This is a genomic window from Paenarthrobacter sp. TE4293, from assembly GCF_050435325.1.
Classification (GTDB): domain Bacteria; phylum Actinomycetota; class Actinomycetes; order Actinomycetales; family Micrococcaceae; genus Arthrobacter; species Arthrobacter nitroguajacolicus_C.
On record NZ_JBNJRY010000001.1, the window covers coordinates 50,377 to 65,531 of the forward strand.

Sequence of the window (15,155 nt, forward strand, 5' to 3'; positions counted from 1 at the left end):
CGGCAGCGAACCCCCGATATGGTGGTGCCATGACTTTGGCAGAGCACAGCAGAACTTCAGGACAGAATCCAGCACAGAACAAGACAGCCGTGGTTACCGGTGCAAGCACCGGCATCGGTGAGGCGACCGTCAGGGCCCTGGTTTCCACTGGCTGGCAGGTTTTCGCCGTTGCGCGCAGGGCCGAAAGGCTCGGAGCCCTGGGTGCGGAGACCGGTGCCGTGCCGTTCCCGGCGGATATCACCAACGACCACGACGTTGCGGCCTTGCTCGCGGCCGTCACCAAAGCCGGAGGTGCTGACACGCTCATCAACATCGCCGGCGGAGCCCGGGGCGCGGACACCATCGCCAATGCTGATACGGAGGATTGGGAATGGATGTACCAGGTCAACGTCCTGGGCACCATGAAGATCACCCGCGCATTCCTGCCCATGCTGCGGGAACACGGGGAAGGTACCGTCCTGAACCTGACCTCAACTGCCGGGTTGTCCGCCTACGAGGGCGGTGCCGGCTACAACGCCGCCAAGTTCGCCCAGCATGCCATGACCAATGCGCTGCGCCTGGAAGAAGTCGGCAACAACATCCGTGTCATCGAGGTGGCTCCGGGACTGGTGCAGACGGAGGAGTTCGCCCTCAACCGGCTGGGCGACAAGGACGCGGCCGCGAAGGTGTATGCCGGCGTCGAGAAGCCCCTGACGGCCGCGGACGTGGCGGACGTCGTGAAGTACGCCGTCTCCTTGCCGCATCACATCAACCTGGACGAGATCGTCGTCCGTCCTGTGGCGCAGGCAGCCAACCACAAGTTGATCCGCAAAGAAGGCTGAAGCCCGAACGATGCCCGCTGGTGCTAGCCGGCCGGAATGGTCAGTGTTGCCATGATGGCTGCATGGTCGCTGCCCGGAACCTTGTGGACCTGGTACCCGCTGCTGCTGATCCGCGGGGTCGTCACCATATGGTCCAGCACGATCCCCGGCAGTGCGGCCCCCTCCATCGGCCAGGTAGGGGAGAAGCGGCCACCGGAGGCCGTGCCGACGTCGACGAGCTTCCTGCCGCCCTGTCCACTGCCCCGGACGCCGCCCTGGACATTGCCCAGGGCAGTGTCCAGCAGGGTGCGGAATTCGCTGTGGTCGTAGGTGGAGTTGTAGTCACCCACCAACAGTTGGTTTCCTGGCCGGGAAGCCTGGCGGGCCACCTTGTCCAGGTCACTGCGCCATTGCCCGATCCGCTCATCAACGGGTGGAAGGGTATGGACGTTGGTGAGGTTCAGCGTCGCCGTGGCAGCGGCACCCGGATCTGTCACCAGCACCCGTGTGACATCCATCCGGAACGGGGTGTCAGGCAAAAGCCCCACAGCCTCGAGCGGAAACACCGAATACACGGCGCCGCCGGACGCATCGTCGTTGGGTTCGCTCAGGACATTCGGCAGCACCTCGTTCAGGCCGGCCGCGCTGAGCGCATCCTCCAGGCGCTGGGTGTGCTCTTGGAGCGTCAGCAGTTGAACGCCGTTCCCGCGGACCAACTGCACGATGGTACCGGCGTCCGCCTCGCCATATTCCGAATTGAGGCTCATCACCTTCAGCGATGCAGTGGCGGTGCCGGCAGGCAGCGCTTCCGGTTTTCCGTTGTCCAGCGGAAACAGCCAGAACAGCTGGAGAGCCAGCAGGGCCGCCGTCGGGATCATCACCCACAGGCGGCGCCCCAGCGCCGCGAGGATCGTTGCCAACGCCGCGGGCAGCACCATCCAGGGTGTGAAGGAAAGCAGTTGGACCACCAGGAGCGGCCATTCGGCGGGGATCGCCCGGAACATCGATACCCCTGCCACCGGCAGGATCAGAACAAGGGCCAGTACGGACCAGGCGATGGATGCGCGCCTCCGCAGCGGGCGGGTCCCGGAGAAAGCCGGAGCGGGGTGGGTCATGGGTTGAGTCTATTCATCGCCGGGGATGCCGGACTCCATCCCGGGGATGAGCTCCCGGGTAGAACGATGCGCCACGCTGCCGCTAGACTTGGGGGACCAGCTTTGACCCGGCCATCACCGGTGAGCTTCCGGAAGAACAGTGCAGAAAGCCCCCAGGCTGGGAGCACCCAGTAGAACCGGACGGGTAAGCCCGTCACAGCAGTAATGAGAGGCCGGAATATCCGTTCCGGTAAGTGAGGTGGTACCGCGGTACCTGCGCAGCCGACAGGCAGCACAGAAGCCGTCCTCGCATCCTGACAGTCAACCAGCTATCACAGGATATGAGATGACCCACTACCCCAAGGCCTCAGCGTCTTCGTCCGGCACGCAGGGCGTGTCCGCTTCCGTGAAGTTCCCGGAAATCGAAGAGCGCATCCTCAAATACTGGGATGAAGACGGCACCTTCCAGGCAAGCATCGACCAGCGCGATGCCGGCAAGGACGGCAGCAACGAATTCGTCTTCTACGATGGTCCCCCGTTCGCCAATGGCCTGCCGCACTACGGCCACCTGCTGACCGGCTACGCCAAGGACCTCGTAGGCCGTTACCAGACACAGCGCGGCAAGCGTGTGGAGCGCCGCTTCGGCTGGGACACCCACGGCCTTCCTGCCGAACTCGAAGCCATGAAGCAACTGGGCATGACGGACAAGACCCAGATCGAAGCGATGGGCATCGACAAGTTCAACGACGCCTGCCGCGCTTCCGTCATGAAGTACGCCAACGAGTGGAAGGCCTACGTCACACGCCAGGCCCGCTGGGTGGACTTCGAGAACGACTACAAGACCCTCAACGTCGAGTACATGGAGTCCGTCCTCTGGGCTTTCAAGCAGCTGCACGAGAAGGGCCTGACCTACAACGGCTACCGCGTCCTGCCGTACTGCTGGAAGGACGAAACACCGCTGTCCAACCACGAACTTCGCATGGACGACGACGTCTACAAGAACCGGCAGGACCAGACGGTCACGGTGACGTTCCCCATCAAGGCCGGGGAGTCCGGGCTCTCCAAAGTCCTGGAAGGTGTCCAAGCGCTCGCATGGACCACCACGCCCTGGACGCTGCCCACCAACCTGGCGCTCGCCGTCGGGCCTGACATCTCCTACGCAGTCCTGCCCGCAGGACCGAACGGTGTGAAGGCGGCTTCCGCTGAAGCCCCGGTCACTGGCAGCTTCCTGCTCGCCGCTGACCTTGTGGGCTCCTACGCCAAGGACCTGGGGTACGACGACGGTGCTGCCGCGGCTGCCGCTGTTGTCTCCACTTATAAGGGCATCGAGTTGGCAGGCGTGGAGTACGAACCGCTCTGGAACGACTTTGCCGACACCGAGAAGTACGGCACGCAGAACGCCTGGCGTTTCCTGGTAGCGGACTACGTCACCACCACTGACGGTACTGGCATCGTCCACCAGGCTCCGGCCTACGGCGAGGACGACCAGAAGGTCTGTGAAGACGCCGGCATCCCGGTGGTTCTCTCCGTGGATGAGGGCGCCAGGTTCCTGCCGCTGTTTGCCCATGGCGAGCTGGCATCGATCGTTGGGCTGCAGGTATTCGACGCCAACAAGCCCATCACCCAGGTGCTCCGTGCCGACGGCCGCCTGGTCCGGCAGGCCAGCTACGAGCACAGCTACCCGCACTGCTGGCGGTGCCGGAACCCCCTGATCTACCGCGCCGTATCTTCCTGGTACGTGGAGGTCACCAAGTTCAAGGACCGCATGTCCGAGTTGAACCAGGAGATCAACTGGATCCCTGGCAACGTCAAGGACGGACAGTTCGGCAAGTGGCTGGACAACGCCCGCGACTGGTCCATCAGCCGTAACCGCTATTGGGGCTCGCCCATCCCGGTGTGGCAGTCGGACGACCCCGAATACCCGCGCACCGACGTCTACGGTTCACTGGCAGACCTTGAGGCCGATTTCGGCCGCCTCCCGGTGAACAACGAGGGACAGGTGGACCTGCACCGTCCGTTCATCGATGAACTGACCCGTTCCAACCCCGATGACCCCACGGGGAAATCCACCATGCGCCGCGTCGAGGATGTCCTGGACGTCTGGTTCGACTCCGGCTCCATGCCCTACGGCCAGGTCCACTATCCGTTCCAGAACGAGGAATGGTTCGATACCCACAATCCCGCGGACTTCATCGTGGAGTACATCGGCCAGACCCGTGGCTGGTTCTACATGCTCCACATCCTGTCCACGGCGCTGTTCGACCGGCCCGCGTTCCGCAATGTCATCAGCCACGGCATCGTCCTGGGCTCGGACGGCCAGAAGATGTCCAAGAGCCTGCGGAACTACCCGGACGTGTCCGAGGTCCTGGACCGTGACGGTTCAGACGCCATGCGGTGGTTCCTGATGTCCAGCCCCATCCTCCGAGGCGGCAACCTGATCGTGACTGAGCAGGGCATCCGTGACGGCGTCCGCCAGGTCATCCTGCCGTTGTGGAACGTCTACAGCTTCTTCACGCTGTACACCAATGCCGCCAATGGCGGTGCGGGCTACGAAGCGAAGCTGCGCTACGACGGCTATGCCGACACACTCGACCAGTACCTCCTGGCCAACACCGGGGACCTGGTCCGGAACGTCACTGCCAGCCTGGACAGCTATGACATCTCCGGTGCCTGCGATGAACTGCGCAGCTATCTGGACATGCTGACCAACTGGTACGTCCGCCGCAGCCGCCAGCGTTTCTTCGACGAGAATGTGGACGCCTTCGACGCGCTCTACACCGCCCTCGAAGCAGTGTGCCGGGTCTCGGCGTCGTTGCTGCCGCTGGTCTCGGAAGAGATCTGGCGCGGGCTCACGGGAGGTCGTTCCGTGCATCTGGCCGACTGGCCTGACGCTTCGCTGTTCCCGGCCAACGCTGACCTCGTTGAGGCCATGGACCGGATCCAGCAGATCTGTTCCACCGGCTCCAGCCTGCGCAAGGGCGCCAACCTGCGTGTCCGTCTCCCGTTGCAGGAGCTGACTGTTGTGGCACCCGGTGCCGACGCGCTGGAAGGCTTTGCCGCCGTCGTTGCTGATGAACTGAACCTGCGCTCGGTTCGTCTGCTGGACGCCGCTACTGCCTCACCTGAGGAGTTCGGCATCGAGCAGAAGCTCGTAGTAAACGCCCGTGCCGCCGGCCCGCGCCTTGGCAAGAACGTGCAGCAGGCCATCAAGGGCTCCAAGTCCGGTGACTGGTCCGTCGATGATTCCGGCGTCGTGGTCTCGGGTGGCCTCGAGCTTGAGCCGCACGAATACACGCTGGAGACCGTGGTGGCAGAAGCGGCCGACGGCGGAAGCTCCGCGGTAGCGGTTCTGCCCGGCGGTGGGTTCGTGGTCCTCAACACCGAAGTCACTCCGGAGCTCGCCGCGGAAGGGTTGGCCCGCGACATGGTCCGTGCCATCCAGCAGGCACGCAAGGACGCCGGATTGAACGTCAGTGACCGCATCCATACTTCCGTGGAGGCCGCACAGGACGTGGTGGACGCCCTTGCGGCCAACGCCGACCTCGTCAAAACCGAAACACTGACTCTGGAACTTGAGGTCCTCCTGGCGAGTGTGGATGAACCCCAGGTCACCGTTGCGAAGGCAGGGGCCTGACATGACTGACGAATTCTCAGTGGAGAGCGTCTATGCCGAACTACTGGGCCGTGCGCCGGAAAACAAGATGGAACCACGACTGGCTCCGCTCTTCCGCGCCATGGACGTGCTGGGTGAGCCGAACAAGGCCTTCCCGATTATCCACATCACCGGAACCAACGGGAAGACCTCCACGGCCCGGATGATTGAGGCCGGGCTTCGTGCCCATGGGCTCAGCACCGGCCGCTACACCAGCCCGCACCTGTCCAAAGTCACTGAGCGCATCAGCATCGACGGTGAACCTGTTCCGGACGCAACCTTCGTACGCATCTGGGACGAGATCCGTCCCTACCTGGAAATCGTGGACAACGAACTCGTCGCCGACAACCAGCCGCGGCTGACGTACTTCGAGTGCCTGACCATCCTTGGTTTTGCGGTGTTCGCTGACCAGCCGGTGGACGTCGCAGTGATTGAAGTCGGTTTGGGTGGCATCACGGATGCCACCAACGTCGGAGACGGCCAGGTCTCGGTCATCACCCCTATTTCCCTGGACCACACGGATCTCCTGGGCGACACCACCGAGGACATCGCCTACGAAAAAGCCGGCATCATCAAGCCCGGCGGATTCCTGGTGAGCGCTGCCCAGCCGGTTGATGCCGCACAGGTCCTGTTGGAGAAGGCCCGTGAAGTGGACGTACCGTTCCGCTTTGAGGGCGTTGAGTTCGGTGTCGAGTCCCGCGCCGTTGCCGTGGGCGGCCAGGTCCTGACCATCCAGGGACTTGCGGGCCGGTACGAGGACCTTCTGCTGCCACTGCACGGAGCCCACCAAGCCGAGAATGCTGCTGTGGCAGTGGCCGCCTTGGAGGCGTTCTTTGGCGGGGGAGAGAAGGAACTCGATGGAGAAGTCCTCAAGGAGGCGTTTGGCACCGTAACGTCGCCCGGCCGGTTGGAAGTCGTCCGCACCGCGCCTACCGTGGTGGTTGATGCCGCGCACAATCCCGACGGCATCCGCGTCTCATCCGAGGCGATCCAGGAGGCCTTCAGCTTCAGCAAGCTCGTGGTGGTGGTGGGGGTCCTGCGGGAGAAAGACGCCGAGGAGATCCTGAAAACCCTTAAGGAGTCCCTCGGTGGATTGGCCGGGGAATTCTGCTTCACGCAATCCAACTCGGCACGTGCGGTTCCCGCAGCGGAACTGGCCGAACTCGCCGTCGACCTTGGCTTCGGCGAGGACAACGTCCACATTGCCGAGAAGCTCGATGACGCCCTTGAGTGGGCTGTTGAGCGGGCGGAGTCCAACGACGACCTCGCAGGCGGCGTCCTGGTGACCGGTTCCATCACGGTGGTGGCCGAGGCACGCATCCTGCTCGGAAAGGCCGGTGCCTAAGCATGGCGAAATTGACCAAGGCGCAACGTGAATGGCGGCCCGGTATGCCCAAGAAGCGCCGGTCCACCAAGGTGATGTTCGCTTCCACAGTGCTCCTGCTCGAAGCCTTTGTGGCCTTCTTCGGGACGTTGGCCGTCTTCGGCTTGAGGCGGGGGGAAGTGGCGCCGGGCATCATTTTGGGCGTCGGTATCGCCCTGAGCGTGGTGCTGGTGCTCGCCTGCGCGGTGCTGTCCAAGCCCTGGGGCATCGCCGTCGGCTGGGCCCTGCAGCTGGTGCTGATCCTGACCGGCTTCGCCGAACCGACGATGTTCATCGTGGGTATCCTGTTTGCCATCTGCTGGTGGTACGGGATCAGGGCCGGCATGAGGATTGACCGTGAGGTTGTCCAGCGGGACCGTGAGCAGGCGGAATGGAACGCTGCCCACGGTGACGAAGCAGACCCGCAAACCCCGTAAACTGGCTGGGAAAACCACCGACCAACCACATTGGAGCAACTGTGAGCATTGAACGGACCCTTGTCCTGGTCAAGCCCGACGGCGTCGCCCGCAACCTGGGCGGAAGCATCCTTGCCCGGATCGAAGCCAAGGGCTACACCCTGGCGGAGCTGAAGAAGGTCAACGCGACCCGCGAACTGCTGGAGCAGCACTACGAGGAGCACGTGGGCAAGCCGTTCTACGAGCCCCTGGTTGAGTTCATGCTGAGCGGACCGGTCATTGCAGCGGTCTTCGAAGGCCACCGTGTGATCGAAGGCTTCCGCTCGCTGGCTGGCACCACGGATCCGACGACGGCGGCACCGGGCACCATCCGTGGCGACTTCGGCCGCGACTGGGGCCTGGCAGTCCAGCAGAACCTCGTACACGGCTCGGACTCTGTCGAGTCTGCTGAGCGCGAGATCAAGATCTGGTTCGCCGGCTGACGACGCCCCACCGAATTAACGGAAAAGGCCAATGTTCGTAAAGAGCATTGGCCTTTTCTGTTATCCCCCCGAAGGGTTGTTCCGGCAAGGGGTTGTTCCTAGGCGGAAGATCCCACGAAGACATGCAGGAACGAGAAGAAGATGGTGGCGATGACGGCGACGTACAGCAGCGCCACGATGATCCAGCCGGACTCGCCCAGCAGCTTTGCTGCGGCAGGGGGTGCCTTGATGACGCCATGGGTGACATTGCGGATGGTCACCCACACGAACAGCGGGATCATGGCAGCCCACACCACCATGCAGAACGGGCAGAGCACATGGATGGCGTAAAGGGCCTGGGACCACAGCCAGACGACGAAGGCAAAACCAAGTGTTACGCCTGCCTGGAGTCCCAGCCAGTAGCCCCGTGAGAATTTTGCGCCGGCGAGGATACCCATTGCCGTGGTGATGATGACGGCAAAGGCAACGATGCCAATGAACATATTGGGGAACCCGAACACCGAACTCTGCGGCGTCTGCATTACGGCTCCGCAGGACACCCAGGGATTCACATCGCACACCGTCACGTGATTGGGATCCTTGAGCACCTCAAGTTTCTCCAGCACCAGGGCTCCCGAAGCCAACCACCCGATGACGCCGGTGATCAGGAGGAGCCAGGCAAAAGGCTTGTCACGGACAACCCGGGGGAGTGACTCCTGCTGGGCGCCTGCCAGTGGGGTCAAGTCGCCGCCACTGTTGCTGGATTGGTTGGCCAGGTTTTCCCTGGCTGTGCTCGGCATCGCGGATGTGGTCCTTTTCAACAAGTGGGCCGGCCTGGCCGGTATGGGCTCTTGGGAGGATTGTAACGCCGCAGGCTGGAGAGTGCCCCCAGCTTCTCCCTGGCACCGGATCTCTTTGGCGCCGGATCTCCTTGGCACTGCGCGACACAGCGGCCTACCGTGGGAAGGTGAACGGGTGTGAGAGAATGATCATGGCCGGAATCCGATCCACATTCGGAATCCGGTCCGGTGACTTTGTTCCCAAGACCGCCAAGATGAGCTGGGCATGCCTGGATCACGTGATCCCCGGTAGGCCCGCCATGACAATGGACGGCACCTGGTTGTGGCAGCAGAACAACGGGTTTCAGAATGAGGACGCCGGCCTTCCAGGGCTGCCGCACCCCAATGATGGTGCGAACCGGAAGGTATACTACCGACTTCTGTCAACGCCTGCGGGTTTTGACAATATTTGCCCCACTGGGCGCCGGATGTGGCGGCGTCGCTGGGGCAGGAGTGTTGCCACATATGGATAATGACCAGGTTGTAGCCGTTAATGACGAGGCAGCTCCCGCGGAAACCGCGGAAGTGCCCAAGAAAACCACCCGGACCCGGCGCAAGGCTGCGCCCAAAGTTGCTGCAGAGGCGCCGGCAGACGAAGCCGCCGCTGCAGAAGCAACCGAGCCGGCGGCAACGGACGCCCCGGCAGCCCCGGTGCGCCGCACCCGCTCACGCAAGAAGGCGGAGTCCGCTGAACCACTGCCCGGGCTGGGTGACGACGTCGCTGCCGCGCCGGAAGCCGCAGTAGAAGCCCAGCCCGAAACCGTCGCCGAGCCGGCCCCCGAAAAGCCGGTCCGCCGTCGTCGTGCTGCCAAGCCCAAAGCAGAGGCCGTTGAGGAACCCGCAGCTGGGGAAGCCGTGGTGGAAACCACGACGCCGGACGCCGCCTCCCAGCAAACGCCGCCTCTTGCTGAGGCAGCTCCCGCTCCGGAAGAGCCGGTCGAGGACGTTCCCTCCGGCGAAGCCACCCAGGAGGACGCTGCTTCCGCTGCTTCCACCTCGCTGTTCCTGGAGCCCGTGTCCATCACCTCCATGATTTTCCAGGCTCCTGACCTCACTACTGTTCCCCGCGTTGTCGCTGTGGAAGAGAAGGAAGAAGAAACCGAGGAAGACACTGAGCCCGGTGCTGAAGCTGAGCTTGACGATGCCGGCAGCCGGCGTCGTCGTCGGAGCCGTGGACGCCGCGGCCGCCGCGGAACCGACCGCGACGACAACGAGGCCGGGGAAGACAACGAGTCCGAGGACGAGGAAGCTCCGGCCGCCGAGGTCGCCGAGGAAGGTGTGACCTCCCGCCGCCGTCGTCGCCGTCGCCGTGGCGACCAGGACCTTGAATTGACCGGCGGCTCGGACGACGATCCGCCCAACACTGTCACCCGTGTCCGCGCTCCGCGGCCGGTCACGGAGACGGCGCCCTCCAACCGGGTTGCCAGCGTCAAGGGTTCAACCAGGCTTGAAGCCAAGAAGCAGCGCCGTCGTGAATCCCGCGAGACCGGACGACGCCGCCAAGTCATCACCGAGGCCGAGTTCCTGGCCCGCCGCGAGTCAGTGGACCGCCAGATGATCGTCCGCCAGCGCGACGACAGAATTCAGATCGGTGTCCTGGAAGACGGCGTTCTTGCCGAGCACTTTGTTTCCAAGACCCAGCAGGACTCCCTGATCGGCAACGTTTACCTGGGCAAGGTCCAAAACGTCCTGCCGTCCATGGAAGCTGCCTTCGTGGACATCGGACGCGGCCGCAACGCCGTGCTGTACGCCGGTGAAGTCAACTGGGATGCGGTCAACCTCGAAGGCCAGCCGCGCCGGATCGAGAACGCCCTCAAGTCCGGTGACTCCGTCCTGGTTCAGGTCACCAAGGACCCTGTGGGTCACAAGGGCGCCCGCTTGACCAGCCAGATTTCCCTGCCCGGCCGCTACCTGGTGTACGTGCCCGGTGGCTCCATGACCGGGATCTCCCGCAAGTTGCCCGACGTCGAACGCAACCGCCTCAAGCGCATCCTGAAGGACCGTTTGCCGGAAAATGCAGGCGTTATTGTCCGCACTGCCGCTGAGGGGGCGTCGGAAGAGGAACTGACGCACGACATCAACCGCCTGCGTGCACAGTGGGAAGGCATCGAAGGCCAGGCCTCCTCCACCAAGGTCCTTGCTCCTGAACTGCTGTACGGCGAACCTGACCTGACCATCAAGGTTGTCCGCGACGTCTTCAACGAGGACTTCTCCAAGCTGATCGTCTCCGGCGACGACGCCTGGGACACCATTGAGGCGTACGTGACCTACGTTGCTCCCGACCTCGTGGGCCGCCTTGAAAAGTGGACCAAGGACCAGGACATCTTTGCTGCCTGGCGCATAGACGAGCAGATCCACAAGGCGCTCGAACGCAAGGTCTTCCTCCCGTCCGGCGGCTCGCTGGTCATCGACCGCACCGAAGCCATGACTGTGGTGGACGTCAACACGGGCAAGTTCACCGGCAGCGGTGGAAACCTTGAAGAAACGGTTACCAAGAACAACCTTGAGGCGGCCGAGGAAGTAGTCCGGCAGCTCCGCCTGCGCGACATCGGCGGCATCATTGTCATCGACTTCATCGACATGGTCCTCGAGTCCAACCGCGATCTCGTCCTCCGGCGAATGGTTGAGTGTCTGGGCCGCGACCGTACCAAGCACCAGGTGGCCGAAGTGACGTCCCTGGGCCTCGTCCAGATGACCCGCAAGCGCATGGGCACCGGGCTCCTGGAGGTCTTCGGTGAGCAGTGTGAGCACTGTGCCGGCCGTGGTGTCGTCACGCACGACGAGCCCGTGGAGCACCGCCGCGCCAACGTCGTGGCTGCCGAGCACCACCGCCCCCACCCCGAGGCGCAGCAACCCGCTGCCCGGACGGAGCGCAAGCGCCGCCGCGGCAAGGGCGGGGGACAGGCTGTGGCCGACGCTCCTGCGCCGGTCCACACGACGACGCCGGCCCCTGCTGCCTCTCCTGTAGCCAACGAACCGCAGGACCCGGCCAAGCAGGCCAAGGCCGAGGCAACCAGGGCGGCACTTGCCACCATTGCCGCTGCCGCCCACGCCGCCCATCTGCACGATGACGAAGTTCACCGCGCGGAAGAGCAGGCTCACGCAGCTGGGCAGCACCAGGCAGCAGCCGGGTCCGCAGCCCAGGTCGAGACAGAGGATGCGGCCAGTGAAGCCGTTCGTGAGGGCCGGTCGACGCCGGTGCTGCGTTTCGGTGGGGAAGAGGTTGCCCTGCCGGTCGGTGAACACCACGAGGAACCGCCTGCTGCCAAGCCGGCCATGAGCCTGGATCTCCTGGCTGAGGCGTTCTCCCACCTTGGCGCGGCCCCGGAAGCCAAGCCCGAAACGGTGGTCGCACCCAAGGCTGCTGCCGTGCAGGAAACTGCCGTCACGGCGAGGGCTGCCGATGAGGACCCCCAAGGGACTTCAGCGTCGCGGGCCCGCCGTGGTCGTCGCAACCGCAGTGCCAGCCGTGCCCAGGGCGCAGCCAACGAGACCAGCGTCGAGCACCACGAGGTGACCGCTTCGGCTGCCCGTGGGACGGCACACGAGGCCAAAGCCTCTGTGGAGCCTGCCAAGAAGGCGGCGGCCTCCCAGGAGCCCATCATCCTCGGGGTAGGCGTACCGGCCTCGGAGCTCTAGCTCCCAACGCACCTTCAAGGACCCTGCAGAACCAGCCTTTGGCCGGTACTGCAGGGTCCTTTTGCGGTCATATCAGGTCCTCAGTGTGGCGAGGTTCCCGGGTCCCGCAGCTTCCCGGCTACGCTTGAGGACTGACACGGGGTGCCGGGCATTGGGCCAGGCTGAGATCCAGACCCGTTGAACCTGTCCGGTTAGCACCGGCGAAGGGATGTCCCCATGACGTCATTGTCGTATTCTCCTGTGTACCCCTTGATGGCTTCCGGCCGGGAAACGCCCCGCGTACTGAGCATTGCAGGCTCAGACCCGTCCGGCGGGGCTGGAATCCAGGCTGATTTGAAGAGCATCGCCGCGCAGGGCGGTTATGGCATGGCTGCCATCACTGCCCTGACGGCGCAAAACACCCTGGGTGTCAGTGCCGTCCATGTTCCGCCGGTGGAGTTCCTGCGCCGGCAGTTGGATGCCATCAGCACCGATATCGCCATTGATGCCGTCAAGATCGGAATGCTCGGTGACGCAGCGGTCATCGACGAGGTCCGCAGCTGGCTCGAAGCGGTGCGTCCCGCCGTCGTGGTCCTTGACCCGGTGATGATCGCCACCAGTGGCGACCGGCTCCTGCAAGGGTCTGCCGAGGAGGCGCTCCGCTCTCTCCTGCCGTTGGCAGACCTCATCACCCCGAACCTGCCGGAGCTCGCCGTGCTCTTGGGGGAGCCCGAGGCCGCAGACTGGCCTTCAGCGTTGGATCAAGGCAAACGCCTGGCTGCTGAGTGCGGCACCACGGTGCTGGTGAAGGGCGGGCATCTGGCCGGCGCGGAATGCCCGGATGCTTTGGTGAACACCAGCGGGCTTTTGCGCCAGGACGTCATAGAGGTAGCTGGTCCCAGGGTCGAAACGAAGAACAGCCATGGCACGGGATGTTCCTTGTCCTCGGCCTTGGCCACCGTCCAAGCGCGCACCGGTGACTGGGAAGCTTCCTTGCGCATCGTAAAGCCGTGGTTGCTCAAGGCCCTGGTGCACTCCGGCAATCTCGACGTGGGCCAAGGAAACGGACCGGTCCATCACTTCCACCACCAAAGGGTCCTGAGGCCGGGGGATTTCGCTGCAGCCATGTGGAAAGCAGCCACTCCTGAGCTCGAAGCCATCTACAAGCTCAGCTTCATTGAAGGCCTGCAGTCAGGGAGCCTGCCGGAAGCGGCGTTCAGCTATTACCTTGCCCAGGACGCCATCTACCTCAACGGGTATTCCAGGGTCCTGGCCCGGGCAGGTGCCCTTGCCCCGACCGAAGAGGAACAGCTCTTTTGGGCCAAGGCTTCCCAGCAGTGCCTCGAGGTTGAATCGGAATTGCACAGGAACTGGCTGAGCACCCGCGAGGCGTCCCCGGTGACCGGGCCCGTCACGAAGTCGTACGTGGACCATTTACTGGCGACATCGGCCACGGGCAGTTACGCCGTCCTGCTGGCATCGATACTGCCGTGTTACTGGCTTTATGCTGAGGTGGGTCAGCAGCTCCATGCGGCCTACGTGGAGGCGGGCGCCCCGGCTGAGCATCCTTATGCGGACTGGCTGAAGACCTACGCCGACGAAGATTTCGCCGCAGCCACCAGGAATGCGATCAACTTCACGGATGCCGCCGCCACGGCAGCTTCCGAAAAGGAGAGGACGGCCATGATGGAGGCTTTTTCCCGGTCCTGCGGCTATGAGACGGCCTTCTTCGACGCTCCGCGGCTGTTTGCCTGACCTGGTGGTCGCGGCCTTTCGTGGTCGGATTCCAACGCGCCGCCGCGCGTCGGGGGCCAAATCACGTTAATAGTGCCCAAACACTGTAGGCTGTATGGGCACGGTGCCGGGAGAGTCCGTTACAACTGGTGATGCAAGTCACGTGGTAGCCTCCGGACCCGGCCTCATTTGCAGCTGAAGGTCAAACTAGCGTAATCTTGATCTTCGGTGCTTACGCCAACACTTGGGTTATGCCCCATGGATCTGTTCATGGGATGACTCGCGGACTTCGATCAGAAGTCCACGGCGTTGAGGCACAGCGCGAACCAAGCCTGATTTCGGTTCAAGGTTCCGCACGCAAATTTAGTTATAAACGTCGAGAGAAGTGAGTACCCAAGTGGTGTACGCGATTGTCCGCGCAGGCGGCCGCCAAGAAAAAGTTTCCGTTGGAGACTACGTAACGCTTAACCGCGTCCCCGGTGGAGCCGGCAGCACGCTTGAGCTGCCCGCCTTGCTCCTGGTTGACGGCGAGAAGGTCACCTCCGCAGCTGCGGAACTGGCCAACGTCAAGGTTACGGCTGAGATCCTTGAGGACCTCCGTGGTCCGAAGATCGTCATCCAGAAGTTCAAGAACAAGACCGGCTACCGGAAGCGTCAGGGTCACCGTCAGGAACTGACCAAGATCAAGATCACCAGCATCGCGTAACTTTCGTTACCCGCTGTTCAGGTTTTTCAGTTTCCCCAGGAATTTAGAGGCAGGCATTTCACATGGCACACAAAAAAGGCGCGAGTTCCACTCGCAACGGTCGTGACTCCAACGCACAGTACCTCGGCGTCAAGCGCTTCGGTGGTCAGGTAGTTTCCGCAGGCGAAATCATCGTTCGCCAGCGTGGCACCCACTTCCACCCGGGTGCAGGCGTCGGTCGCGGTGGCGACGACACCCTGTTCGCCCTGCAGGCCGGTGCGGTTGAGTTTGGTACTCGCCGCGGCCGTCGCGTAGTGAACATTGTTGCTGCTGCAGCTGCAGAGTAACAACAAGTTCTGAACCGGTGGAGCGGGCCAAACGGCCCGCTCCACCGTTCTTTTAACCGCATTACAATCGACTAGGGCGCCACGGGCGCGCTGGTTTTTGCACCAACGCTGGCAACAGCAACAAACGCTGTAAGACAGCAACTGAG

The 15,155-nt window shown here is 63.5% G+C and carries 11 protein-coding genes and 1 riboswitch; of the genes, 9 read left to right on the top strand and 2 right to left on the bottom strand.

All coding sequences use genetic code 11. The features are described 5' to 3' along the window. Positions 1-29 precede the first annotated feature (29 nt). Positions 30-821, top strand: coding sequence for an SDR family oxidoreductase (locus tag QF015_RS00290; RefSeq protein WP_429386145.1), 792 nt, complete (start codon positions 30-32; stop codon positions 819-821). Between the two features lie 23 nt (positions 822-844). Here QF015_RS00290 and QF015_RS00295 read toward each other — a convergent pair whose 3' ends face one another. Continuing rightward, positions 845-1,915: an endonuclease/exonuclease/phosphatase family protein gene (locus tag QF015_RS00295; RefSeq protein WP_429386148.1), complete on the bottom strand. Its 1,071-nt coding sequence runs from the start codon at positions 1,913-1,915 to the stop codon at positions 845-847. Positions 1,916-2,240: 325 nt separating this feature from the next. Between QF015_RS00295 and ileS the strand changes: the two genes are divergently transcribed. From ileS to ndk, 4 genes are read left to right on the top strand one after another with little or no spacing between them, the layout of a single operon-like run. Then, a complete protein-coding gene (gene ileS / locus QF015_RS00300) occupies positions 2,241-5,528 on the top strand; it encodes an isoleucine--tRNA ligase (RefSeq protein ID WP_429386149.1) in 3,288 nt (1,095 codons plus the stop codon). A gap of 1 nt (position 5,529) precedes the next feature. After that, positions 5,530-6,891 carry a bifunctional folylpolyglutamate synthase/dihydrofolate synthase gene (locus QF015_RS00305; RefSeq protein WP_310204227.1) on the top strand — a complete coding sequence of 454 codons (1,362 nt, stop codon included), beginning with the start codon at positions 5,530-5,532 and terminating at the stop codon, positions 6,889-6,891. 2 nt (positions 6,892-6,893) lie between these two features. After that, positions 6,894-7,346 carry a DUF4233 domain-containing protein gene (locus QF015_RS00310; RefSeq protein WP_310204229.1) on the top strand — a complete coding sequence of 151 codons (453 nt, stop codon included), beginning with the start codon at positions 6,894-6,896 and terminating at the stop codon, positions 7,344-7,346. A 41-nt stretch (positions 7,347-7,387) separates the two neighbouring features. Continuing rightward, positions 7,388-7,807: a nucleoside-diphosphate kinase gene (gene ndk / locus QF015_RS00315; protein WP_018777822.1), complete on the top strand. Its 420-nt coding sequence runs from the start codon at positions 7,388-7,390 to the stop codon at positions 7,805-7,807. Positions 7,808-7,905: 98 nt separating this feature from the next. On the opposite strand, the gene QF015_RS00320 is transcribed toward ndk, so the two are convergent. Further along, a complete protein-coding gene (locus tag QF015_RS00320; protein ID WP_310204232.1) occupies positions 7,906-8,586 on the bottom strand; it encodes a vitamin K epoxide reductase family protein in 681 nt (226 codons plus the stop codon). A 504-nt stretch (positions 8,587-9,090) separates the two neighbouring features. On the opposite strand from QF015_RS00320, the gene QF015_RS00325 reads away from it, so the two are divergent. The 4 genes from QF015_RS00325 to rpmA all read left to right on the top strand — a co-directional run bounded on the left by QF015_RS00325 (position 9,091) and on the right by rpmA (position 15,009). Then, positions 9,091-12,264, top strand: coding sequence for an Rne/Rng family ribonuclease (locus QF015_RS00325; RefSeq protein WP_429386152.1), 3,174 nt, complete (start codon positions 9,091-9,093; stop codon positions 12,262-12,264). Between the two features lie 127 nt (positions 12,265-12,391). After that, a riboswitch (TPP riboswitch) is annotated at positions 12,392-12,490 on the top strand. After that, complete coding sequence (thiD, locus tag QF015_RS00330) at positions 12,481-13,998, top strand: bifunctional hydroxymethylpyrimidine kinase/phosphomethylpyrimidine kinase (RefSeq protein WP_429386154.1); 1,518 nt, start codon at positions 12,481-12,483, stop codon at positions 13,996-13,998. (Overlaps the previous riboswitch by 10 nt.) 376 nt (positions 13,999-14,374) lie before the next feature. After that, positions 14,375-14,683: a 50S ribosomal protein L21 gene (gene rplU / locus QF015_RS00335; protein WP_024816904.1), complete on the top strand. Its 309-nt coding sequence runs from the start codon at positions 14,375-14,377 to the stop codon at positions 14,681-14,683. Positions 14,684-14,745: 62 nt separating this feature from the next. Continuing rightward, a complete protein-coding gene (gene rpmA / locus QF015_RS00340) occupies positions 14,746-15,009 on the top strand; it encodes a 50S ribosomal protein L27 (protein WP_003803426.1) in 264 nt (87 codons plus the stop codon). Positions 15,010-15,155: the final 146 nt, after the last annotated feature.